Origin of the sequence: Aeribacillus composti (assembly GCF_007827555.1) — a bacterium.
Lineage (GTDB): Bacteria > Bacillota > Bacilli > Bacillales > Aeribacillaceae > Aeribacillus > Aeribacillus composti.
The window spans coordinates 113,645-137,584 of record NZ_VISS01000003.1 but is presented as its reverse complement, the minus strand read 5'-3'; the positions used below and the strand labels follow the sequence as shown (position 1 = coordinate 137,584).

Sequence of the window (23,940 nt, the reverse complement as noted above, 5' to 3'; positions counted from 1 at the left end):
AATGAAAAGTTTTATTATGAAGGAGTTGAATGTATGAAAAACCTTCGGGAAAAGGCGCTGGAAGTTCATAAAAATCCGTTATTTGTCCTGAAGAACAGATTGTTATTCCAGAGGGAATAGACAGGGTAAAGTTTGAATCTAAGCTGGCAATTGTAATCGGTAAACAAACGAAAATGGTGCCGGAATCAGAAGCATTGAATTATGTATTTGGGTACACGGTGGGCAACGACGTAACGGCGCCGCAGTTTTCCATGAAGATGGCCATTGGACAATCGGTAAATCGTTTGACACATTTCCCCCCCTTGGCCCTGTCATTGAAACAGAATTTGATACATTTCACATTCATGTTGAAGCAAAGTTGAACGGTGTTAAAAAACAAGATAGTTCAACGGAATTGATGATTATTTCCATTCGGAAAATGATTTCCTATTTATCATCTGTCATGACACTTAAACCCGGTGATGTCCTTTTAACAGGAAGTCCGGTTGGAGCCGATTTTGTTTAAGCAGGAGATGTAATTGAATGTGAAATGAAAGGAATCGGCACATTAAAAAATACCGTTGTTGCTGCAAAAAAACGTGTTAACACGTTATGAAGGAAACAATCTTAGTATTCAAATGATAAAGTGAATAATGGAACAGAAAGAACTTGGCAGTTTTTGTTCTTCCTGTCATAATATAAGGGAATCAAGAAAATTTATATGGCGGAATTTGCACTCTAGCAAATTCCGCCAAGATTTTAGAAGGTGAACGGCTGTGGAAAGGGACAATATGGTCAAGTCTGTAAGCAGGGCGTTGGACATTATTCAACTTGTCAGCTTAAAAAAAGAAGGTTTAGGCGTCACAGAGATTGCCAATCAGATAGATATCAACAAAAGCTCCGTGTATCGAATCTTATCTACACTTGCCCGGTACGGCTATATTGAACAAGATTCCGAAACAGGACGATATAAACTGGGGTATAAATTTTTGGAAATCAGTTCGAAGCTATTAGAATCGATTGATCTTCGCAAAGAAGCAAAACCTTTCCTGCAAAAATTAGAAAATGAGACGAACGAAGTCATCCATCTGGTTGTTTATGACCAAGGAGAAGTCGTTTATATTGAAAAATTGGAAGGAAATGAAACGCTGCGCATGCATTCAAAAGTCGGAAAGCGTGCCCCAATGCATTGCACCTCTGTAGGGAAGGCCATTCTCGCCAATTTGCCGTCAAGTGTCGTTTTAGACATCCTTGACAGAAAAGGGTTGCCGATGCATACGAAAAATACGATTACGAATAAGGATGCATTTTTGAAAGAGCTCATTCGAGTAAAACAACAAGGATATGCACTAGATTTAGAAGAAAACGAATATGGGATTCGTTGTATTGCCGCCCCAATTTTTGATCATTTGGGGAAGGTCATTGCTGCCGTGAGCGTATCAGGACCAACCATTCGAATGACAGATGAGAGGCTCAAACAACTTCAGCCGCGGATGATTGAAATAGGAAAGCAAATTTCTGCTCGGCTTGGTTTTGTTGACTATGCTTGAGTAATACCTTCGCCTTATTTGAATTGGATTTCGCTCCAACTTTTCAAATAGGGCAAGGGTTTGATTATTACATAACAAAGGAATTAGTTAATGATAAAAAATTCAGAAAATATTGATAATTAAAAAAATAAAAGATATAATGAGTGTACAATAATTTTCCATTCATGTGGGTGAATTACATTTTGAATAAGAGAGGGGAAAATCTCTTGTGAGTACTGGATTGTTGGCTTTTTTATCGCTTCTTCCAATTTTAATCGTCGGAATTTTCTTGGTTGGGTTTCGATGGTCAGCTAGCAAAGCGATGCCGATTTCATATGTTGTGGCCGTCATACTTGCGCTCTTTGTTTGGAAAGTATCAGCAGCCAATGTAATAGCTGCCTCCATAAATGGTTTGGTTGTAGCTGCTACACTATTGTACATCATTTTTGGCGCCATTTTGCTTTTAAATACTTTGCAAGAAAGTGGGGGAATTAAAACAATCCGGCAAGGGTTCACCGATATTTCTCCAGACCGGCGCATTCAAGTAATTATTGTCGCATGGTTATTTGGTTCGTTTATTGAAGGATCCGCAGGCTTTGGTACACCAGCTGCAGTTGCTGTTCCATTATTAGTAGGATTGGGATTCCCAGCGATGGCAGCCGTTGTGGCGGGCATGGTCATACAAAGCACACCCGTTTCATTCGGTGCTGTCGGCACACCGATTCTTGTCGGCGTACAATCAGGATTATCCGCTGATGCAACGATTACTGATAACTTGTTGTCGTTGGTCACTTTGATTGGAGCGAAAGTTGCTATTCTTCATATGATAACGGGCACTCTTGTTCCATTATTTGTTGTAGCCCTAATGACCAAATTTTTTGGAAAAAACAAGTCGTTTTCTGAAGGAATTAAAGTTTGGAAATTTGCCTTGTTTGCGGCTTTTACAATGACGATACCATATCTCATCGTTGCCAATGTCCTTGGCCCTGAATTTCCTTCCATGGTTGGCGGCTTGGTCGGATTAGCAATCGTTATTGCCGCTGCGAAAAAAGGTTTTTTAATGCCATCTCAAGAAGAAGTATGGGATTTTGAAGAAAAGTCTAAATGGGATCCGGATTGGATAGGAAAAATTGAGATTAAAGATATCGCACACAAGAACGGCAAGATGAGCATGATTCGCGCTTGGACTCCGTATATTTTAGTTGGCCTGTTTTTAGTGGCGACCAGGTTGAAATCGCTTCCGATCGGCGGATGGCTGCAAGCGTGGACGATTGAGATTCGGAATATGTTTGGAACAAATATTACGGCTAGCTTTCAACCGCTTTATTCACCAGGAACAATTTTTATTGTTGCGTCACTGATTACCTTTTTTATTCACGGTATGAATGGAAGCGCATACAAACGTGCTTGGATGCATTCAGGGAAAACGATGATCTCAGCTTCAACCGCGCTAATTTTTACCGTTCCAATGGTTCAAGTGTTTTTAAATTCAGGCGGCGGTGCTGCAGGTTATGATCAAATGCCAATTGAATTGGCGAACGGAGTAGCAGCGCTGGCGGGCAATTATTGGCCCTTTTTCTCCACATTTATTGGTGGACTGGGCGCTTTTATAGCTGGCAGCAACACGGTCAGTAATATGATGTTTTCTTTATTTCAATATAATGTAGGTTCCCAAATTGGTGTTGATCCCACTTGGATTGTTGCCCTTCAGGCGGTAGGTGGTGCGGCTGGGAATATGATTTGTGTACACAATGTCGTCGCTGCTTCGGCAGTAGTCGGGTTGGTAGGAAAAGAAGGAGAAGTTATTAGAAAAACATTGCTCCCATTTACGTATTATGCTTTAATGGCTGGTTCGATTGGATACTCGATTGCATGGTACTCCGAAAAGGGAATATTTAATCTCGGTTCCTTGATTGCAGTCTTGATCGCAGTTGCCGCCGTTTACATCATTGCAACAAATAAAAAACGGGCAACATGGCCCGCTCATAATAAGTCATCATTTGGCGCAAAACAATAATCCTAACAAAAAGAATGGATATAATAATTTTTTAAGAAAAAGTAAAGGCTCTCTTAAAATATATGCTCCCCTTCACTAGGGGAGTTTTTCTATGACAAAAAAACATACTAATCTTAGTATGTTTTGTGAAGAGTGATAATAGGACTTGTATACTTTACAAAGTTGCTCTCACAATATCGCCCTATATTAAAATCCAGCTTTTTCTATGCAGATATAAGATGTGCTTGGTTGCACGTAAATATCAACGAAGTTTACATCAATAAGAAACCACTTGTAGCCTAAAGGTGTTTTTGTGACTATTATGTTAACTATGATTGAACAGCATATTTATATTTTGAAAAGGTGAAAAAATTTAAAGTGACATATCCCCCCTAGGGGGATATTATTATAATAAGGAGGAATGAAATATGTGTCAAAACCACCATCATCAAAATCATGAACATAAATATCGCAAGCAGGTCACTAATCGATTAGCACGAATTGAGGGACATGTTCGTTCCATTAAAGAAATGGCGATAGAAGGAAGAGACTGTCCTGAAATTCTTCTGCAAATTGCGGCTGTAAGGAAAGCGTTAGATAATGCAGCAAAAGTAATTTTTGTTGATCATATGGAGAATTGTCTAGTAAATGCTGTTCATCAAGGAAATGAGGAACAAGTATTAAACGATTTAAAAAAAGCATTAGAGAATTTCATTCGATAAGGGGATTAAATTTTTTGATGATTCCAGAGGGTATCAGTCAGGAGCGATCAACAAAACAAAAAATAAAGATCATCCTAGCATTAGCTGTTCCTGCCATGATCGAAAATATTTTGCAGACAGTGGTAGGATTTGTAGACACACTTTTTGTATCAAAATTAGGATTAAACGAAGTCACAGCAGTAGGCGTGGCAAATGCTGTTCTAGCCGTATATATTGCCATTTTCATGGCAGTTGGAGTAGGGGCTTCTTCTTTGATCGCACGTCATGTCGGTGCTGGTAATATTGGCCAAGCAAAAGCCGTTGCTAAGCAGTCAACCATTCTTTCTTTTTTTATAGGTTTATTTTTTGGTTTTATCACCTTATTTTTCACAGAACCTTTACTTCGTATTATGGGAGCAGAACCAAGCGTTTTAGTAGACGCCTCTGTTTATTTTCGGATTGTAGCTGTCCCGTCTGTTTTTATTTCTTTAATGTTTATCTTTGGAAGTATTTTACGAGCTGCTGGCGATACAAAAACACCGATGAAAGTAAGCTGGTGGATTAATATCATCCATATCGTTTTGGACTACTTTTTCATTTTTGGTTTATTGGGATTTCACGGGTTGGGCTTAGCAGGAGCAGCCTGGGCGACAGTCATTGTAAGAGTGCTGGGAGCCATCGCTCTTTATTATTACATTCAAAAATCGTCTATATCATTTTCTTTATTTCAGAAATCTTCTTTGGATATAAAGAAATTCACATTGCCTATTTTGAGGCTGTCTGCTCCTGCAGCAATTGAACGCTTAATTATGCGTTTAGGGCAAGTGTTTTACTTTGGATTAATTGTTCGAATTGGAACGGAAACGTATGCAGCTCATACAATTGCCGGGAATATCGAAACATTTTCCTATATGCTAGGATATGGCTTAGCTGCGGCAGCATCAACACTTGTAGGGCAGCATATTGGGGCAAAGCTTGAAAAAGAGGCTTATACATATGGAATGCTGACGACTTATATCGCCATGTTATTTATGTCTATTATAGGTGTTCTGTTGTTTTTTCTTTCTCCTTGGCTTGCTACCTGGTTTACAACAGATAAACAGGCTATTGAGATGGTTACTACGGCATTAAGAATTGATGCTTTTGCCCAACCAGCATTAGCTATGGGATTGGTGTTGACTGGAGCTTTGCAAGGAGCAGGAGATACAAAAAGCCCCATGTACAGTACAGCGGTCGGCATGTGGGTCATTCGTATTGTAGGTGTATATGTATTGGGCATCCAATTAAATTTAGGAATAGCAGGAGTATGGCTATCCATTGTAATCGATCAAGTCATTCGAGCCCTGATTTTATGGTGGAGATTTAAAAAGCAAATCAAACATTGAACATACAATTATATGTATAGAAAACTATGATTCTCAAATACTTTAGTATGCTAATGAACTAAAAATATCCATTGACATTCATTTTTATGTTGTGTTATTTTTATTTTATGTTAATTTATTACTCTAATATATTATCGAATTAAAGTACACTCGCAGATATCTTCATAGATGCGTTTTTATAGCAATTATCGTTATGCTTTTTTGAGCTTATTTGATGCAAATGTTGTCCGAACTATTGCAGATGCATTTACGGATGGTTTAATTGTGATTAGTAGTGGGGGACATTTAAATTTTTTGGACATGCAATAGGTTAAAAACAAAATGAAAATAAATTAAAGGTGGTTATCTACAGTATGAAACGATTAGCAATGTTTATTCTAACTATGGCAGCGTTATTCTCGCTCCTGATAGGATGCTCCAAATCGGAGGAAAAAGACAAAACGCTAGTAATTGGAATAGATGATAAATTTGCACCTATGGGGTTCCGGGATGAGAATAATGAAATTGTAGGGTTTGACATTGACTACGCCAAGGCAGCTGCCGAAAAAATGGGAACAAAGGTAAAATTTCAGCCGATCGATTGGAAAACAAAAGAATCTGAATTAAGCAGCGGACGGATCGATCTCATTTGGAACGGGTATACCATTACGGAGGAGCGCAAAAAGAAGGTTCTTTTTACAAAGCCTTATATGAAAAATGCACAAGTTGTGGTCACACTTGCTGATTCAAACATTTCTAAACTTGATGATCTAGAAGGCAAAGTGGTTGGTCTTCAATCTCTATCTTCTGCAGCCGATGCGTTGGATAAAAATCCGATTAAATCGAAAATCAAGACGGTTACGGAGTATGCCGACAATGTTCTGGCATTGAAGGATCTAAAGCTAAAACGTGTTGATGCAGTAGTGATTGATGAAGTTGTCATTAAATATTACATGTCGAAAGAAAAAGATACTTATAAACTGCTCGATGAATCCCTTGCACAAGAAGAATATGGAATTGGTGTTAAAAAGGGTAATGAGGAACTGCTGAATAAACTGCAAAAAGCTCTCGATGAGCTGAATGAGGACGGCACTGCCGCCGAAATCTCGCAAAAGTGGTTTGGCGAAAATAAGGTATTAAAGTAAAATAGACCAAACTTGGATTTCCTTGAGAAACCCTGTTTTGCTGTTGGAGGAATTCTTTCATGTCCGTAGATTATTTCAACTCAATCATTAAGCCGATGCTGCTAGGCGCACAGATGACGGTTCTCTTGTTTTTGATCGTCATTGTGTTGTCAATTCCGCTCGGCTTCATACTAACACTTGCTGTAAGAAGCAGGTTTAAGCCTTTATCGTGGCTTACACAGATTTATATATATGTGATGCGGGGCACCCCATTGCTGCTTCAGCTGCTTTTTATATGTTTTGGACTGCCGATGATCCCTGTGATCGGAGATTATTTGGTATTAGACCGCTTTGTCGCAGCTTGTTTGGGTTTTATATTGAACTATGCTGCATATTTTGCCGAGATTTTCCGCGGCGGTTTGCTGGCTATTGATAAAGGTCAGTATGAGGCATCACAAGTCCTAGGCTTGAATAAATGGCAGACGATGACGCGAATCATACTTCCACAAATGTTCCGCATCGCACTTCCTGCCGTCGCTAACGAATCGGTTACACTAGTTAAGGATACCGCACTGCTCTATGCTGTTGCCGTACCAGAATTATTACACTATGCACAGACTGCTGTGAACCGTGATTTTACAATCGTGCCTTTCTTCATCGCAGGCATTATTTATCTGATCATGACGCTCTTATTAACTGTTCTCTTTAAGTGGCTCGAACGACGGTTCAAATTTGATTAAAAAGGAGTAGTGAGTGTGGTTCTCATTGAAGTATCCAACCTCAAAAAATCATATGGCAAGTTGGATGTATTAAAACAGATAACATTTGATGTTAACAAGAACGACGTAATTGCTGTGATCGGACCATCTGGCTCTGGTAAAAGTACAATGCTCCGTAGCCTAGTCCATCTTGAGGAAATTGACGGAGGCAGCATTTGTATATCCGGGGATTATTTGGTGAAGGACGGGATTTACTCAAAACCGCAGGAGATTAAGCGGATCACCTCTAAGATGGGAATGGTTTTCCAACATTTCAATCTCTTTCCTCACCTCACGGTTAAAGAAAATTTGGAACTTGCTCCTAGGCTAGTAAAGAAGGAGTTAAATGCGGAAATTGAACGACGCAGCACAGAACTTCTGAAGAAAATCGGGCTCTCCGATCGGGCATCAGCTTATCCTGCAAAACTTTCGGGCGGTCAAAAACAAAGAGTCGCCATTGCTCGTGCGCTTATGATGAACCCTGAAATCCTGCTGTTTGATGAACCTACTTCCGCCTTGGACCCGGAGTTAACCGGCGAAGTACTGCAAGTAATGAAGCAGCTGGCTGAAGAGCACATGACGATGATTGTGGTGACACATGAGATGGGGTTCGCCAAGGAGGTTGCAAACCGAGTCATTTTCATGGACAACGGGGAAATCATCGAATCCGGACTTCCGACTGAGATTTTTACAAACCCGAAGTTTGAACGAACGAAAGCTTTCTTGAACCGCAGTTTGAAATAATCCGGGACGCTGTCTATTAGTAGATTACTTGACACTTGCTACTTAAAATAAATAGTAACTGATCAACAAATAAAACGTACTTTTAGCACACCCCAAATCCGTTTTAAATAAAACATATTAAGATTAGCAGCACAGACTACGGCCAAGTCTGTGCTGCTATTTTTGTACGCCCGGCAGAGTGTAATAATCTCTAGGGTGAAAGCCCCGAGCCGTGAAGGCAGAAGTAACGGTACGTACGGTGGTGTGAGAGGTCGGGGGTTAGTCACCCCCTCCTACTCGATTAGTAGAAGCGGTGAAAAGGTCATGAGCCCCGGAACCATAAGTTTGTTGTACAAATTCATTCGATGGGGTATGGAGCAGGATCATTTAGAAAGAGCCTTGCCTTTTTAGCATTCGTTCCTAAGTGCTTTTTCTCAGTTTATTGATGAATTGCTCAGACAAAATGTTGAAGGAAAGAATATGGTCCATATACACTTCACCGATTAGTTGTATCTCTTCATTTTCATGCTGTAAAGAATATGGGAGAGTTTTTTCTATTAATGGTATATGTTTTTCTGGTTCTTGAACAATGGTGTTCCATGCACGTATGATCAGCTCTAAGTCTTCACTGAACAGTGCGCTTTCCAATTCTTCCGTCGGTAACGGCTCTGATAATAGGGGCATTTCATCCACGAACTGTTTTGAATAAAGTCCTTCTAAAAATTTTTCAAAGTTTTCAGCTAGCTCCTCTGTATTTGCACCAAGATAAAATATTTTCCGAGTTTCAAGGTGAAGGACAATATTTCCATTGGTACAAACTGCAATCGGGATGACGCTGCCTTCTAATTTCAATTCCTCAAGAGATAAAAAGCGGTCGATTTCTATAGCTTCCTTTTCCGTTAAAAAATACATTTTCTCCGCTTCTCCTTCGTGTAAAGCAGTCACGAAAGACGCATACTGATCCGGCAGTTTGTAAGGAAGACTATGTCTCTCTTTTTTTGCTTTATGGCGGCTATGATTTTCCTTCTCAAATTCCTGATCGTGGTGAAAAATTTGTGTTTTATAAAAATGGGTAATGGAAAATTGTTTTGCAGCTACCTTCCATTCCGTCATCGGATTGTCAAATAAAACACTTAAGATGAAGCTTTTGTTATTAAGATCCCCTTCTTCATAAAGCCAAAACATACCTGGTGTTAAAGGTATTTCGGATTGTTCCTCCTTGATTCCAGTAATCTCAATAACGATGGCATCCCCCTTGCTGAAACTGCCTTCCCCATTTAACGTTAATCTGAGTGCATCGTAATCGCGATGGATATATTGTAATTCTGCGTCATGTAATCCATCTTCCAAAATGCTGATCAGCTCTTCCGGCAGATTTTCGCGAATATGTTCAAAATGATTATTCGCTTCATCTAACACTTTTTCGCATTCCTCAATTTTAGCCTTCAACCAAATGATGAGTTCGTCCCGCACTTCCTTTGGCAGTGTCGGCTGATTAATGGTGCCGTCCAGAATATAGGGATGAAATGTTTCCGGCAATGTTTGCAATAATTCGTCTTTAATAGATTCAAGATCTTGCCGCAAATAGTCGTAAACATCCTCGCCGTCTTCTTCAAAGCTTTTGATAAAATCCATCCATTCTTCATCAGACTCGGGAATTGTAAGCAGGTGCGCCTTCTGCATTTTGTCATACCATTCTTTTGTAAAAAATTTCATTATATCTCTCCTTATATGCTATCCACCATTTTTTCTCATATAATGAATTCACTTCTTATAAGCGTTTCACCTGCTAAAAAGGAGAAATTTAACAAAATAGGTGATGGGGGTGTCTAATAAGTCGTTTTTACGGCTTATGGACGCCCCCATTAATGTTTTAGAAACGTTGATATATCGGTGTTTATGATTTTTTGTTTTCAATGGGGATCTGACTTTCTGGACAGCCCCATGATTGTACAGAAAAATATCCGGTTTTAACGGCAAGGATATAAAAAAGAATTACTATCATGCATCTGAACTTAAAAGTAATTACTGTACAGAAATAGTTAAACTAATAGTTGAATAAATTCAAGTTCTATACTTACTAGACAACATCTTTCAAGCCTAAGCTGATCTGACGCGAAGAGAAATAATTCGTCTACTTGCCTCTCATGACCGAACAGTATGGGAATTGGCGGAACCTTTTTGATATGTCTTTAGCAGCTTTGCTAAGCATATCAAAACATTAGAACGGTCAACCCTGTTTGAAAGGACTATGCAAGGACGAACGCATATTTGTCGTCTTACCTCCAAATCGTTTTCTACTGCTAAAGATGGCTTCGATTTTATGAACATTTTTGGAACAGACAGTTTGACGTTCTTGAACATGAGCTGAATAAAGCAAAAAGGAGAAAAAAATAAAGTATTTGCAACAAATTCATTATTTTGTAAAGGGTGATGAGAATGGTTAGTACATCTACAATAACCTTAACGATGAAACGTTCTTTTGATGCCTCTGCAGATAGAGTATTTGACGCGCCACTTTGCATTCCCCCTGTTAATCCGAAATAAGAACGGGCTGGTCGCTGAGATAACGGATGGCACGGCAGAATACAACGAGAAAAACAACCGTTTATCACTGTTCTACGATCTAGCCAAGATGTCTGTCGTTCGTATGGCAAAGTCTTTAGCCCATAAGCATTTACCATATCAATGCACCGCCGTAGCATGACTCCGGGCTGGATGCGTTCTGACATTATGCTTGATCACTATGGTGTGACAGAAGAAAACTGGCGTGATGCCCTTGTGAAGGAACCCCAATTCATCATCTCGAAAACGCCGCATTTTGTCGGCCGCTTTAGCCGGTGATCCGAAGGTTGCTCGCTGGAACGGTCAATCTGTGTCAAGCGGTCAGCTCGCGCAAGTGTATAGTTTTTATGATCTTGATGGCTCACAGCCAGATGCCTGGCGATATATCGGAGAAGTGCAGGATGCTGGAAAGCCAGCGAATGCTTCCGAGTACCGCTAACGGGAAGCGATAGCTCGATATGCACGGCAGTGTGGATCTTTATTTTCATGTTTAAAAAAGTGTCCAAGAAGTCGAACTTGATCACCAGGCGAATGTTCGGCTTCTTCTTTTGTGGAAAATAGATGATATCTACTATTCTCTCGAAACCTTGTAGCTGTATGGGAGTCGAAGGGTGAGGGGGGAGAAGGTGGATAGATAAGAGGAAGAAAGAATGATGAAAACCTGTGATAAAATATGCGTAGAAGGAAATTCTTTTTCAATTAATGGGAAGCAGTATAAAGGATTTGACAAAGATGGAGAGAAAAAATGACTTATTCGTTTATTTTTTAAAGATACATTTATGGATTTAACGAAAACTCGTATCCGTGAAATACAGACTGATGAAGAAGTGTTGCTTCATCCTAAATGGAGTTTTCCAATTGGAAAGTATTCGTTTTTTTCTGGAAAAGAAGAATATAAGGCAATATCTACAAAAGAACATTTCATACAAAACGCCTTTGTTGTGCTTCAACCAGACGGAAAAGAAATTGTACGAATTAAAAATTTGTCACTTCATAAGAAAAAATCTATTTTTAAAGAGCTTCGAATGGTTTATAGCCAGAACAGCTTTCATATAAACTCTACTCTTGCATTTAAAACGATAACGATTAGTAATGGAAAAGAGGTCATTCTGACAGCGAAAAAAATTTCTTTGATATTTAAAAAATCTTTTAGAAATGTATGATTACGAAGTTCAAGTTCATCAAACGATGAACTTACCATTTATAGTGTGGGTGGCCATTTTCAAGGGGATCCATTTATTGATTAGACGTTAGATCCATTGTAAAAATCTCCTTGGACCTTTCTGGAATTCCTTTTTTTCTAACTCTTCTCCACGTAATGTTGCGGACATGATTTTTTAGTATTTTGTACTAGTTGCTGGTGAAAAGACGAGAGTCTGCGTGTATGACTGTGAGTAAGCGATGGATTGGATTTTATCAGGTCAGTCAAAACGTATTTTTCGAAGACTATCAAATTGTTATATCAAAAAGGACAAAAGTGCGAAGGACCGTTAAGTTTTAGGAGGATTCACATGAAGGAATATGTAATTTTGGCAGTAGCCATCATAAGTGAAGTATTTGCAAGTTCAATGCTGAAAGTATCAAATGGATTTAAAAAGTTGTTTCCTTCCATCGGAGTCGTAATGGGGTATGGCGCAGCTTTTTATCTCTTATCTTTATCTCTAAAAGCAATACCGCTTGGTACGGCTTATGCGATATGGTCAGGCTTCGGTACGGCTTTAACTGCATTAGTCGGTGTTATCTTTTATAAAGAAAGTATTGATCTTAAAAAATGTTTAGGCTTAGTTCTAATCATTTGTGGAGTGGTTGTTTTGAAACTCAGCAGTTCTCATTAACGATGAGAGAGGAGGCAATTGTATGAAAGGTTATATCGCATTAGGAATTTCTATTATCAGCGAAGTATTTGGTACGACAATGCTTAAATTGTCAGATGGATTTACAAGTTTTTTCCCTTCCATTGGTGTTATAGTTGGTTATGGATTATCTTTTTATTGTTTGTCGTTATGTCTTAAGACAGTTCCGTTAAGCTTGGCCTACGCGATTTGGTCGGGGCTGGGGACAGCTTTTACAGCGTTAATTGGTGTTCTAGTATGGCGGGACCCATTTAATATTATTACATTAGTTGGTCTAGTATTGATCATTGGCGGGGTGACTTTATTAAATGCTCCAAAAAGTCCAGATAAAGTTTTATAAAAACTGACCCCTTGTCTGAAGGGCGCAAGGAGTCAGCTATAGGTCTAAACGATTGTATTTCGTTTATAGGCTGACTCCCGGTTCGTATTCTTTAATTCGCTGACGGACGAAATCAGGAATCGCTCTCGATTTTCCAGCGGCGGTATCATAATTGACATAGATCACTTCAGCCTGAACCAGCGGGTCTTTTTCTCCCGCTTTTGTGATGATAAACTCCATTGTCAGGCTAGAGCCGCCAATTCGTGATGTTCGGCACCAGATCTCAAGCATATCTTTAAAACGGGCTGGCTTTTTATATTCCAGCGTTGATTTGACCATTGCAATATCAAATATATTTTCTTGGGCAAGCTCCTCGAGATCCCGCCCAAACACTTCCTCAAAATAGTCAATAACCGCAACGTCAATATATGTCAAGTAATGGGCGTTAAAGACAATTTTTTGTCCGTCAATTTCTGAGTAGCGCACCCGCAGGCGGTGTGAAAAACGGAATCCTTCCATTATGTACCCTCCTGAAAAAATGTTATTTTCATTATATAATGAAAATTCTATCAATTAAAGCGGGAAATAAGACTTTGTAAAGAAGTTCGAAATAAGCTGAGCATCTGTCAAAAATTCAAACATTGATGCTAAAGTTGCGTTCACCTCTTTGATTAGGACAGAGGTAGGAAATAACATAAAGAACAAAAATAAAAAAATATATTCAATAACAAACAAAAGTGTTATATAATTGAAATTACAGTAAAAACCAACTAGTATGTTTGGAATATTTTTATATTTATGCAAAAAGCGAAAATAAAAGATGTCATGAACTCTTCCCCCTTTCCTTGGCGCCGACGCTGGCATTTATCAAGCTAAAGAATTTAATTTGTCCAAAGGTGAAGGAATGTTCGACAGTTAGTGAAGAAAATTGAAACCGTTTACTTTAAAATTTCTAAATTTTCATAACAGTTCATAAAAACAGCATAAGGTACATTCATAATGTATTAGAAAAAAGTACTAGTTTACTAAAGGAGATGGATAATTTATGGTTATAAAAGAATCTTTTGAGCTAGCAAGGCAAGTCTATGAAAAATGGGGAATAAATATTGAAGAAGTATTAGAAAACTTGCAGCAAGCGTCAATCTCTATCCATTGCTGGCAAGGTGATGACGTAAAAGGATTTGAAGCAGATGCAAGCGAGCTTTCAGGGGGGATTGATGTAACAGGAAATTATCCGGGGAAGGCAAGAAATGCTGAAGAATTAAGGCAGGATTTAGAGAAAGCGCTGTCATTAATTCCAGGAAAACATCGTGTCAACCTACACGCCATTTATGCAGAAACAAATGGTGAAAAAGTGGAAAGAGATCAGTTAGAACCGAAACATTTTGAAAACTGGGTTAATTGGGCGAAAAAAATTGGTGTAGGGCTGGATTTTAATCCTACCTTATTTTCGCATGAAAAAGCAGCAGATGGACTGACGTTGTCTCATCCTGATCCGGGAATTAGAGAATTTTGGATCAACCACTGTATTAGGAGCCGAAAAATCGGTGAGTACTTTGGCAAGGAGCTTGGAACACCATGCTTAACAAATATATGGATTCCGGACGGCTATAAGGACATTCCAAGCGACCGATTGACTCCAAGGAAGCGATTAAAAGAATCATTGGATAAAATTTTTAGTGTAGAGATCAATGAGAAATATAATTTGGATGCAGTCGAAAGCAAATTGTTTGGAATAGGATCTGAGTCTTTTGTTGTCGGCTCGCATGAATTTTATCTAGGGTACGCCTTACAAAATAATAAAATATATTTATTAGATACAGGTCATTTTCATCCTACTGAAACAGTCTCAAATAAAATTTCATCGATTTTGCTTTATAGCGACAGGCTTGCTTTACACGTATCGAGACCGGTTCGGTGGGACAGCGACCATGTCGTGATTTTGGATGATGAATTGCGTGAAATAGCGCTTGAAATCGTGCGCAATGATGCGCTGCATAAGGTTTTAATCGGACTTGATTTCTTTGATGCCAGCATCAATCGTCTTGCTGCATGGGTCATTGGAACGCGTAATATGATTAAAGCTTTATTATATGCAATGCTTATGCCGCATGAATATTTAAAGCAATTGCAAGAAAAGGGAAACTTTACGGAAAGATTGGCGGTTATGGAGGAATTTAAAACTTATCCTTTCGGTGCAATTTGGGATTATTATTGTGAGAAAATGAATGTTCCTGTAAGAGAAGAATGGTTAAAAGAAATTCAAAAATATGAGGAGGAAGTATTAACTAAGAGACAGTAGTCGTAAATATGGCAAGAGTATGAATTCTCTTGCTGCTCAAATTAGCCGATCAGTGAATTAAAAGAGCTGAAAAATTATAAAGACTTCGTGGATTAAGGAAAGCTTCACTCCTAATGGAGAAAATAAAGTAAATATAGGAAGTGCTCGATTCGGCAATTTCACTTAATAGCTTTAGCATCCGAAGCATCAGTAGATAATAGAAAGAGAAAAAAATGTGTGGCAGAGGTTGATGAAATGAACAAATCACAGCCAATTTTTATAGGAATTGATATTGGAACACAGGGCATTCGCACAATTGCAATCGGTTATAACGGAACTATTTATGCAGCCAGTACTGTAACTTTTAACTTGGCGAAAGGAAACGAGTTAAGAATGGAGCAATCGCCGTTTATGTGGTGGCAGCATACCGCTGAATCTATTCGACAAGTAGCAAATAGTTTGAAGGAGCAAAAAATTCTTAATCAAGTTGTTTCCTTGTCTGTCACTTCCACATCAGGTACTGTAATTCCCCTTGATAAACAATATGAACCGCTATACAATGCCTTAATGTACAGCGACAGCAGGTCAGCATCTGAGGCAGCGCTTTGCAGAGAGGCTGCCTTTGCAGCAGGGCATTATACGGCATTTTCCAGCTCGTATGGTTTGCCGAAAATTGTTTGGTTCCATAAACATTTTCCGCAAATAGCAAAGGATGTATGTTTATGGGCGCATCCTACTGACTATATTATCGGGAAATTAACGGGAAAATGGGGAATAACCGATTATACGAGTGCATTTAAAAGCGGCTATGATTTAAATAATGAAAAATGGCCGGAATATATTGAAAAAACTTTAAAAATACCTGTTAAATCACTTCCAATCGTATTGCCTTCAGGGACTTTTGCTGGGAATGTGTCAAAGGAATGTATGGAGGAAACAGGGTTACCGGAAAATGTAAGCGTTACACTCGGACTGACTGACGGTTGTGCGTCGCAGTTCGCATCCGGTTCATTATCGCCTGGAAACTGGAACACGACAATTGGCACAACTTTAGTAATAAAAGGGATTACATACGAGCCAATAATAGATGAGAAGGGAATACTTTATAACCATCGCCATCCAGATGGATATTGGATGCCGGGCGGTGCGAGCAACACAGGGGGAGATTGGATTTCAATTGATTATTCAAAAGATGAATTAGCTTATTTAAATAGTAAAGCATATGAATATTTCCCAAGCCGGTGGATTTCGTATCCGCTCCGGCAAAAGGGAGAGCGTTTTCCTTTTGCATTTCCTGACATACAAGGCTTTGACGAACCAGGTTTGACAAAAGAACAGCTCTTTATTTCCCGTTTAGAAGGTGTTGCCTATCTTGAAAGAATGGCTTACGAGATGATTGAAAAGCTGTCAAGCGAGAAAGTGAGGGCTGTCTTTACAGCAGGCGGAGGAAGCAGCAGTGATGTATGGCTGACTATACGGAGCAATGTCTTAAAGAAGCCTATTATTAAAATGAAGCATAGCGACGGTGCTATTGGGGCTGCGATTGTTGCGGCAGCTTCATATTTTGGAAGTATTCAAGAAGCCGGGGAGAACATGCTGAAAAGAGAAAAAGAGGTGATGTTTGAAGAACATATAAGTGAACAATATGAAGAAGGATATGAACGCTTTATTCAAGCACTTAAAAAGAGAGGAGTTGTGCTGTGACAAGATTTTTCCTTTTACGCCATGGAGAAACGGAATGGAATCGGGATGGCAACAAATATTGCGGAAGGACGGATGTTTCACTGTCAGAGCAAGGGATTAAGCAGGCGGAAGTAGCAGCTAAAGCGCTGAAGCACGTAAAGTTTCACGCGGTCTTTTCTTCAACTCTAGTAAGAGCATCGGCAACAGCTGCAATTATAAGCAAAGAGTTTGGTTTGCCAGTTATTGAAGATCAGCGTCTTGTAGAAATTGACTTCGGGAAATGGGAAGGAAAAACGGTACAAATGATTGAGAGAGAACATAAGGATTCATGGACAGATTGGTTAACGAATCCAGCAGAGTGTTTTGCCGGGGAAACGGGAGAATCTGCAAGTCAAGTTTATAATCGGATCCAATCTTTTTTTGAAGAGGTATCGAAAACATATCCAGATAAAAATGCGCTTGTTGTAGCTCATAACACAGTAAACCGTATTGCTGCAACGCAATGGTTTGGATTACCTTTTTCGCATTACCGCAAAATAAAAATGGACAATACAGGGGTTTCTATTATTGAATATCACGGTAAAGGAAAGGCATCCATTATTCAATGGAACAGTATTTTGCATCTTCTTTGAAGCAGGAAGTTTCCGATAAGCATCAAATCGATCTTAAAAAAATTTCCTTTTCGGAAAGGTATGGAGAAAATTGAACAAAACGTTTAAGTTTTTCGCCCTTGCTTTTTTCCTGTTCCTTTTGGCATCCTGCTCTTTATCAAAAGAATATGAGGTTATTTATGTAGATAAACCAACTGAACAAATGAATCATGAAAGCAACAGGAATCATGAACATGAGATTGTCATTGGACTTGTTCCTAAAATCGCTAATATTCCTTATTTTTTAGCAGCAAAGGAAGGAGCCTTAGAAGCAGCGAAGGATTTGAATGTTACAGTCATCTATAAAGGGCCTTCTGCGGCAACCGCAGAGGAACAAATTGCCGTTATTCATGAGCTGATAGAGCAGAAAGTAGATGTGATTGCTGTTTCAGCAAATGACCCGAAAAAATTGGGTACGGTTCTGCAGCAGGCCCGTGAAAAAGGGATAAAAGTCATCACTTGGGATGCAGACACAGACGCAAAATATCGTGACTTCTTTGTCAATATGGTCGATGCCGAGCAAATGGGAAGACATATTATGGATCTTTTAGCATTAGAAATGGGAGAAAGGGGGAAATACGTTATTTTGACCGGCTCGCCGACTGCTGCGAATTTAAACAATTGGATTAGGTGGTTAAAGGTGCAGCAAGAAGAATATTATCCAGAATTAGAGCTGCTCGATGTGGAGTATGCGAATGAAGATATTCACAAAGCTTACAATTTAACAGTTAACCTATTAAAAAAATACGATGATCTAAAAGGGATCATTGGTATATCGACAGTGAACCCGCCTGCTATTGCGCAGGCGTTAAAGGATTACGGAAAATCTGGAGACATTAAAGTTGTTGGAACATCGACTCCGAACATGACAAGACCATATTTGAAAGAGGATGTGCTGCAAACCATCACATTATGGAGTCCGCAAAAGCTCGGTTATTTAACCATTGCGTTAGCCAAAAACTTAGTGTTGGAGGATTTGCCGTATGATGGACAGTTTGTGGAGAATATAGGGAATATTAGTTTTGACGGCGACATGGTGATTATGGGACAGCCAATCGATTTTACAAAAGAGAATGTGGATCAATATGATTTTTAAGAGAAGAAACGATTCAAGCCGAAAATCTTTGTCTTTAACACATAAACTAATTATTTCCTATGTTCTGCTGACTGTTATTCCAATGGCTTTGCTTGGTCTTTTAGCGTATTCGCAGTATACATCCTCTATCGAGAAAGAAGTCGGAAAATACACTCCGCGATTATTAAAGCAAGTGAATAATAATATCGAAAATGAAATCAGGAAATTGGAAGCGCTTCCAAACCTAGTGTATAATTCGAGCGATGTGATGACAATATTACGGGAATCGGAAGAAACTACTCAATCTAAAAGACTCCGAGATAAGTATATTGTTGAAAGCTATTTAACAAGAACATACTTGCGAAACCACACAGACAATATTTTAGGAGTGTTCCTTATATCGAAGAACCGTGTTTTTTCAAGCACTACTTTACCTTATGAGAATTTTGGCTTTCATGACGGTTCGTTGCCATATTTAAATTCTTTAAGCAAAGTTGGAAGTATGGAAGTAGTGTTATCAAGTCAAATTAACTTAACTTTTGAAGGATCTCCTTCCTATTTTATGCTAATAAAAGAAATCACCGACTTCGATAATAGAAAAAAGCTGGGAACAATATATATTGTGGTAGATGTAACATTCATAGAGCAGTTCGCTAAGGATTTGCTGCATGAAAAAGATGCGGAAGTATGGATGATGACGAAGGACGGAATGATTATATATCATTCAGATCGCTCCAAAATTGGCACAGTCGATAGGAGAATTGACAAATATCCAATTTTAAACGGCAGCTTTACTATAAAAAAGAACGGCGAGCGCCTGCTGGTTAGCTTAAATGAGTCGAGTGTATTGCCGTGGGTGATGGCTCATAGCATGCCAATAAAAAATTTAACAGAAACAACGGATTTAGTAAGAAACGTGACAATCCTCATTTTCATAGCGTTTGCCTTAATAACGACCGCCATTTCCATATTCTTTGCAATGAATGTAACCCGTCCTTTAAATAATTTAAGCAAAATGATGAAGGAAGTTGAAAAAGGAGATTTAAGCATTAATATACCTGTTCATTCAAATGATGAAGTCGGGCAGCTGGCTAAAAGCTTTAATTCAATGCTGATGGAAATTCGAGAGCTGATTAAGCAGAAATATAATGTAGAGCTTAAACAAAAAACAGCTGAATTATATGCATTGCAATCTCAAATTAATCCTCATTTTATGTATAACACATTAGAAACAATCAGCATGTCGGTCGAAGAAGAAAAAACAGAAGATGTTGTAACAATGCTGACTTTGCTTGGAAGAATGCTTCGGTATTCTTTAAATAACAAAGATAAATTAGTCACGATACGGAATGAACTGCAGCATATTGAAGATTATTTACGCATACAGAAGTTCCGGTTTGAAGAACGACTGCACTTTGAAATTGAAAAAGAAGAGAAATTACTAGAATACTATATTCCTAAATTTGTGCTGCAGCCAATCATTGAAAACTCAATCAAATACGGACTTGAAAAACAGAGAGAGCTAAAAGTGAATATTTCAGTTTGTGAAGAGCATCCGGACCTCATTTTAACTGTTTTGGACAGCGGTCCTGGAATTGCCAAGGAAAAGCTGGAAGAGTTAAATGAAAGATTGATGGCTGATCCAATGTTAGGAAGGGATTCCGGCATAGGAATTATCAATGTAAATGCCAGAATTACAATGATTTTTGGGGATCATTACAGATTATCGATTACTAGTCATGTAAATAAAGGTACTATGATTAAAATTCGAATACCAAAAATAAACGCCTATCAAGCAAACCAGCTTCTTTTGAAAGGAGGAGGTGATTAATGATCACGGATCAGATAAAGGTTGTAATTGTCGATGACGAGCCGCGGATTAGACAGGGGCTGGAAAGACTAATTAAAAAGTTTAGGCCAAACTGGCACATTTGCGGGGTATTCTCAGACGGAGATGAAGCTTTTAGAGAAATTCATGAAAAAATTGGCGCCTTCGATCTTATATTTACCGATGTGCAAATGCCGGTTATAAACGGATTGGAATTAATTAGTCTACTGAAAGAAAAAGGGTATAACTTTTATTCCATTATTATCAGCGGGTATGATGATTTTAAATATGTCCAGACAGCGCTGCGGGAAGGGGCAATTGATTACATTTTAAAACCGATAGATCGAGAGAATTTTGAATCCCACTTACAAAAAGCAGAGGAGCTTATAGTAACTGACAAGAAAAACAAAAGACTAATCGAAGAGGCTGAAGAAATTCAAACAAAATTGACGTATGAAAAGCAAATCCAATTATTAAGCGATACAACGGCAGTTGAAAATATGGATGTGTCGTATTTGGACTGGACACGTGATTTTCCAGATGGAAAGTATAATTTGCTTTATATCGGTATAGATAATGCGTTTTCTAGAAACGGCTTCGAAAATAAGGATGAATGGAAGAAATGGGATGTCACCATCAAAGAATCGATTCGAAAATCGTTTATAAAGGAACGCAATTGGATTTGGAAAAACAACCAATATTCGTATTGGGTGCTTATTTATAACGGGGAAGAAGCGAAAATTGAACAAAGCTGTTTGTCGCTAAAAACAACCATTCAGAGGACAACGCCTTTTACGGCATCGATTGTTTTAGGACAGTCATTTGTGGATTTATCAATGTTAGTGGATGTGAAGAACGAGCTGCGAGAGGCAATGAAATATAGGATGATTCAAGGAGGGAATAAGCTTTTTAAAACGGAATCTTTAAAGCACCTTACCTATAATAAGATTACGGATGTTCCGCCGGCAGTGTACAAATGGGCTGAACAAACGGTTGAAGCAATGAAATATGAAGAGCAAAATGCTTTAACAGCAATCAACTCATTTTTTGACGAGCTTAAAAAAATGACCTCACCTTTTTTGCTTCAAGAATCAGTTCGTTATTTGTGCATCCGGGTCATAAACCAATGGATACAGGATGATGGGATTAGCGAGCTTCCTACACTGCTTAGCGAGGCATTTTCGATTACGGATGAACCGGCTTCCTTTTCTGTTTTGAGACAGGAAATGATTAACTGGATCATGAAAATTAGAAAAATGAGAGAATATTATCGGAAAAATACAATTGACCCAATTGTTAAAGCAAAAGAATGGATTCATTCTAATCTTGGCGAAAATATTACCATTAAACGTATTGCGGAACATGTTCATTTAAACCCAACCTACTTTTGCGAATACTTTAAAAATCAGACAGGAGAAACAGTTCTGGATTATGTAACGAATGCGAGAATTCAAAAGGCGAAACAATTATTGGCTGCTACGGAAATGAAAATTTATGATATAGCTGTTCATGTCGGATATCAAGATGCAAAATATTTCAGCAGATTATTCAAACAATGGACCGGTTTATTACCGTCGCAATACAGGGAAAAACGGGGGAGCTTTTAAGAGGACGCACTGAAGGCGTTGAAAACTGATCGTTGAAATACAAAAATACTTGAAACCTTTTTAAAAGAACGTACTGAAGACGGTTGGCACATACCGAACTTTGTATCGGCAGCTGTGCTGAATTTGTTTTCAGTACGTTTTTTATTTTTTTAAAATTTACTGAATATTGTCACACCAATCCGAATTTTAACCCCTATCCATAAGTAAGCGATTTCATTAATATGTTTATAAAAAGATAACACTTGAATTTATCTGTGAAAACGGGGGAATTTTCAGTGACGATGATAGGGCCGTCGCTAATGTGTGCAGACATGGGAAATTTAAAAAGGGATGTGCAAGAACTTGATCAGGCCGGGGTCGATTTTTTTCACATTGACATTATGGACGGTTCGTTTGTTCCGAATTTTACGATGGGGCCGGATATGGTCAACGTCATCCGTGCGGCAACGGATAAGCCGTTAGATATTCATCTCATGATTATGAGGCCGGAGGAGCATATAAATTTATTCGCTGATGCCGGTGCAGATATGATTTCGGTTCATATTGAATCAACTATTCATTTGCAGCGCGTTTTGCAAACGATCAAATCTAAAGGCATAAAAGCGGGAGTGGCCTTAAACCCCTCCACTCCAATTGAATCGATTGAATATGTGATGGATGTGATTGATTATGTCACATTGATGACAGTGAACCCCGGTTTTGCCGGTCAAAAATTCATACCGACGATGTATAACAAAATCAAGAAACTTCATCAATTGATTGAAAAAGAAAGCTACAATATTTTAATTCAAGTTGACGGCAATATAGGTTATGAAACGATCCCAAAGGTTTTGGAAAATGGAGCAAAAATGCTCGTTTGCGGCACATCCAGCTTGTTTAAATCCAAAGGGTCTCTTCATGATGCTGTTATTCATCTTCGTCAATTTATTGAAGGAACAGCCAAGGTAAAAACGGGGGATTAATATGTCTTCAATTACAGTAGTTGGCAGCATTAATATGGACATTGTTGCGATGACAGACAAATATCCGAGCCATGGTGAGACAGTTTTCGGGAACAGCATGGTTTTGTTTAGTGGAGGAAAAGGCGCCAACCAAGCAACAGCTTGTGCAAAGCTTGGAAAAAAAGTTTATTTGATTGGTGCGATCGGAGAAGATGCTTTTGGCGCCGAACTAACAAAAAGACTAGTGCAAAACTGTGTCGACACGACATTAATCAAAATAGTGCCGAACGTTCCTACAGGCAGCGCCTTAATTACAGTTGATTCATCAGCTGAAAACACAATGCTCGTTATAAAAGGCGCAAATGATTCATTAACCGCTGAAGATATATTGGAAAGGATCAATACGATTGAGGACAGCAAGGTGCTTCTCATTCAAATGGAAATACCTGTTGAAGCCGTTATCCAGGCGATGAAAGCAGCAAAACGAAAAGGGATGTTTGTTATATTAGATCCGGCTCCTGCAGAAGGCATAGTACTCGAGGCTCTCCAGTATGCCGACATTATAACGCCGAATTTACAGGAAACCTATACATTGACAGGCATTAAAGCTGATTCAGAAGAAAGCGCAATCAAAGCAGCAGAACATTTCCACCTTCATTTTGGAATGAAAAAGAGCATTATTAAAATGGGCGGAAGCGGTCTTTTGCTTTATGATGAAGGCAAGACTTTATTCATACCTCCGTTAAAGGTAAAAGCTATTGATACGGTTGGAGCTGGAGATTCCTTTGCCGGGGCTCTTGCATGCGCAATTGCTGATGGAAAAACATTAGAGGAAGCTGCCAAATTTGCTGTTATTGTTTCCGGCATCAAAGTAACTAGAAAGGGTGCGCAAGACGGCATTCCGACACTTGAGGAAGTAAAGCAATATTGCAAAGAAAATGGAATAACAACTGGTTAGAAATAA

Annotated in this window: 20 protein-coding genes and 2 pseudogenes; 20 read left to right on the top strand and 2 right to left on the bottom strand. The window is 38.8% G+C overall.

Translation table 11 applies throughout. The features are described from left to right. The first annotated feature begins 80 nt into the window (after nt 1–80). The 8 genes and pseudogenes from FB379_RS02775 to FB379_RS02740 all read left to right on the top strand — a co-directional run bounded on the left by FB379_RS02775 (nt 81) and on the right by FB379_RS02740 (nt 8,195). Nucleotides 81–505: pseudogene (locus tag FB379_RS02775) on the top strand (fumarylacetoacetate hydrolase family protein). 250 nt (nt 506–755) lie between these two features. Beyond that, a complete protein-coding gene (locus tag FB379_RS02770; RefSeq protein ID WP_066250400.1) occupies nt 756–1,529 on the top strand; it encodes an IclR family transcriptional regulator in 774 nt (257 codons plus the stop codon). Nucleotides 1,530–1,737: 208 nt separating this feature from the next. Beyond that, nucleotides 1,738–3,525 carry an L-lactate permease gene (locus FB379_RS02765; protein WP_144596922.1) on the top strand — a complete coding sequence of 596 codons (1,788 nt, stop codon included), beginning with the start codon at nt 1,738–1,740 and terminating at the stop codon, nt 3,523–3,525. Nucleotides 3,526–3,932: 407 nt separating this feature from the next. Further along, on the top strand, nt 3,933–4,226 hold the full coding sequence (locus FB379_RS02760) for a metal-sensing transcriptional repressor (protein ID WP_144596920.1): 294 nt from the start codon (nt 3,933–3,935) through the stop codon (nt 4,224–4,226). 17 nt (nt 4,227–4,243) lie between these two features. Continuing rightward, nucleotides 4,244–5,590: an MATE family efflux transporter gene (locus tag FB379_RS02755; protein WP_242009276.1), complete on the top strand. Its 1,347-nt coding sequence runs from the start codon at nt 4,244–4,246 to the stop codon at nt 5,588–5,590. A 353-nt stretch (nt 5,591–5,943) separates the two neighbouring features. After that, on the top strand, nt 5,944–6,714 hold the full coding sequence (locus tag FB379_RS02750; RefSeq protein WP_063386498.1) for an amino acid ABC transporter substrate-binding protein: 771 nt from the start codon (nt 5,944–5,946) through the stop codon (nt 6,712–6,714). 59 nt (nt 6,715–6,773) lie between these two features. Continuing rightward, on the top strand, nt 6,774–7,433 hold the full coding sequence (locus tag FB379_RS02745; RefSeq protein WP_063386499.1) for an amino acid ABC transporter permease: 660 nt from the start codon (nt 6,774–6,776) through the stop codon (nt 7,431–7,433). Nucleotides 7,434–7,448: 15 nt separating this feature from the next. After that, nucleotides 7,449–8,195 carry an amino acid ABC transporter ATP-binding protein gene (locus tag FB379_RS02740; RefSeq protein ID WP_066250409.1) on the top strand — a complete coding sequence of 249 codons (747 nt, stop codon included), beginning with the start codon at nt 7,449–7,451 and terminating at the stop codon, nt 8,193–8,195. Nucleotides 8,196–8,594: 399 nt separating this feature from the next. On the opposite strand, the gene FB379_RS02735 is transcribed toward FB379_RS02740, so the two are convergent. Continuing rightward, complete coding sequence (locus tag FB379_RS02735) at nt 8,595–9,890, bottom strand: DUF4085 family protein (protein ID WP_144596918.1); 1,296 nt, start codon at nt 9,888–9,890, stop codon at nt 8,595–8,597. Between the two features lie 793 nt (nt 9,891–10,683). Here FB379_RS02735 and FB379_RS02725 point away from each other — a divergent pair. The 4 genes and pseudogenes from FB379_RS02725 to FB379_RS02710 form a co-directional block, all read left to right on the top strand. Next, nucleotides 10,684–11,178, top strand: a pseudogene (locus FB379_RS02725) (short-chain dehydrogenase); the annotation flags it as partial. Between the two features lie 340 nt (nt 11,179–11,518). Further along, nucleotides 11,519–11,902 (top strand): class I SAM-dependent methyltransferase, encoded by a 384-nt coding sequence (locus FB379_RS02720; protein ID WP_242009273.1) that lies wholly within the window; start codon nt 11,519–11,521, stop codon nt 11,900–11,902. A 348-nt stretch (nt 11,903–12,250) separates the two neighbouring features. Next, nucleotides 12,251–12,574, top strand: a complete 324-nt coding sequence (locus tag FB379_RS02715) for a DMT family transporter (protein ID WP_130158505.1) — start codon at nt 12,251–12,253, stop codon at nt 12,572–12,574. 22 nt (nt 12,575–12,596) lie between these two features. Further along, nucleotides 12,597–12,932, top strand: coding sequence for a DMT family transporter (locus FB379_RS02710; RefSeq protein WP_144596916.1), 336 nt, complete (start codon nt 12,597–12,599; stop codon nt 12,930–12,932). A gap of 63 nt (nt 12,933–12,995) precedes the next feature. Here FB379_RS02710 and FB379_RS02705 read toward each other — a convergent pair whose 3' ends face one another. After that, nucleotides 12,996–13,430 (bottom strand): acyl-CoA thioesterase, encoded by a 435-nt coding sequence (locus FB379_RS02705; RefSeq protein WP_242009272.1) that lies wholly within the window; start codon nt 13,428–13,430, stop codon nt 12,996–12,998. A 526-nt stretch (nt 13,431–13,956) separates the two neighbouring features. Here FB379_RS02705 and rhaA point away from each other — a divergent pair. The 8 genes from rhaA to rbsK all read left to right on the top strand — a co-directional run bounded on the left by rhaA (nt 13,957) and on the right by rbsK (nt 23,934). Beyond that, nucleotides 13,957–15,213: an L-rhamnose isomerase gene (rhaA, locus tag FB379_RS02700; protein WP_144596915.1), complete on the top strand. Its 1,257-nt coding sequence runs from the start codon at nt 13,957–13,959 to the stop codon at nt 15,211–15,213. Nucleotides 15,214–15,447: 234 nt separating this feature from the next. Then, a complete protein-coding gene (locus FB379_RS02695) occupies nt 15,448–16,896 on the top strand; it encodes an FGGY-family carbohydrate kinase (RefSeq protein ID WP_117017033.1) in 1,449 nt (482 codons plus the stop codon). Continuing rightward, nucleotides 16,893–17,507 (top strand): histidine phosphatase family protein, encoded by a 615-nt coding sequence (locus FB379_RS02690; RefSeq protein ID WP_144596913.1) that lies wholly within the window; start codon nt 16,893–16,895, stop codon nt 17,505–17,507. Before FB379_RS02695 ends, FB379_RS02690 begins: the two co-directional genes overlap by 4 nt. A gap of 70 nt (nt 17,508–17,577) precedes the next feature. Further along, nucleotides 17,578–18,621 (top strand): autoinducer 2 ABC transporter substrate-binding protein, encoded by a 1,044-nt coding sequence (locus tag FB379_RS02685; RefSeq protein ID WP_063386509.1) that lies wholly within the window; start codon nt 17,578–17,580, stop codon nt 18,619–18,621. After that, nucleotides 18,611–20,431, top strand: coding sequence for a sensor histidine kinase (locus FB379_RS02680; protein WP_066250437.1), 1,821 nt, complete (start codon nt 18,611–18,613; stop codon nt 20,429–20,431). Before FB379_RS02685 ends, FB379_RS02680 begins: the two co-directional genes overlap by 11 nt. Then, nucleotides 20,431–22,035, top strand: coding sequence for a response regulator transcription factor (locus tag FB379_RS02675; RefSeq protein WP_144596911.1), 1,605 nt, complete (start codon nt 20,431–20,433; stop codon nt 22,033–22,035). Before FB379_RS02680 ends, FB379_RS02675 begins: the two co-directional genes overlap by 1 nt. Before the next feature lie 281 nt (nt 22,036–22,316). Beyond that, nucleotides 22,317–22,997, top strand: coding sequence for a ribulose-phosphate 3-epimerase (rpe, locus tag FB379_RS02670; protein WP_311067313.1), 681 nt, complete (start codon nt 22,317–22,319; stop codon nt 22,995–22,997). Between the two features lies 1 nt (nt 22,998). Next, entirely contained in the window at nt 22,999–23,934 is a 936-nt protein-coding gene (rbsK, locus tag FB379_RS02665) for a ribokinase (protein WP_144596909.1), read from the top strand. Nucleotides 23,935–23,940 lie beyond the last annotated feature (6 nt).

What these genes read in the sequence shown, in the direction of transcription:
- FB379_RS02760 (WP_144596920.1), top strand. Translation starts at nt 3,933, where the DNA reads ATGTGTCAAAACCACCATCATCAAAATCATGAACATAAATATCGCAAG.
- FB379_RS02755 (WP_242009276.1), top strand. Translation starts at nt 4,244, where the DNA reads ATGATTCCAGAGGGTATCAGTCAGGAGCGATCAACAAAACAAAAAATA.
- FB379_RS02750 (WP_063386498.1), top strand. Translation starts at nt 5,944, where the DNA reads ATGAAACGATTAGCAATGTTTATTCTAACTATGGCAGCGTTATTCTCG.
- FB379_RS02745 (WP_063386499.1), top strand. Translation starts at nt 6,774, where the DNA reads ATGTCCGTAGATTATTTCAACTCAATCATTAAGCCGATGCTGCTAGGC.
- FB379_RS02735 (WP_144596918.1), bottom strand. Translation starts at nt 9,890, where the DNA reads ATGAAATTTTTTACAAAAGAATGGTATGACAAAATGCAGAAGGCGCAC.
- FB379_RS02720 (WP_242009273.1), top strand. Translation starts at nt 11,519, where the DNA reads ATGGATTTAACGAAAACTCGTATCCGTGAAATACAGACTGATGAAGAA.
- FB379_RS02715 (WP_130158505.1), top strand. Translation starts at nt 12,251, where the DNA reads ATGAAGGAATATGTAATTTTGGCAGTAGCCATCATAAGTGAAGTATTT.
- FB379_RS02710 (WP_144596916.1), top strand. Translation starts at nt 12,597, where the DNA reads ATGAAAGGTTATATCGCATTAGGAATTTCTATTATCAGCGAAGTATTT.
- FB379_RS02705 (WP_242009272.1), bottom strand. Translation starts at nt 13,430, where the DNA reads ATGGAAGGATTCCGTTTTTCACACCGCCTGCGGGTGCGCTACTCAGAA.
- rhaA (WP_144596915.1), top strand. Translation starts at nt 13,957, where the DNA reads ATGGTTATAAAAGAATCTTTTGAGCTAGCAAGGCAAGTCTATGAAAAA.
- FB379_RS02695 (WP_117017033.1), top strand. Translation starts at nt 15,448, where the DNA reads ATGAACAAATCACAGCCAATTTTTATAGGAATTGATATTGGAACACAG.
- FB379_RS02680 (WP_066250437.1), top strand. Translation starts at nt 18,611, where the DNA reads ATGATTTTTAAGAGAAGAAACGATTCAAGCCGAAAATCTTTGTCTTTA.
- FB379_RS02675 (WP_144596911.1), top strand. Translation starts at nt 20,431, where the DNA reads ATGATCACGGATCAGATAAAGGTTGTAATTGTCGATGACGAGCCGCGG.
- rpe (WP_311067313.1), top strand. Translation starts at nt 22,317, where the DNA reads ATGATAGGGCCGTCGCTAATGTGTGCAGACATGGGAAATTTAAAAAGG.
- rbsK (WP_144596909.1), top strand. Translation starts at nt 22,999, where the DNA reads ATGTCTTCAATTACAGTAGTTGGCAGCATTAATATGGACATTGTTGCG.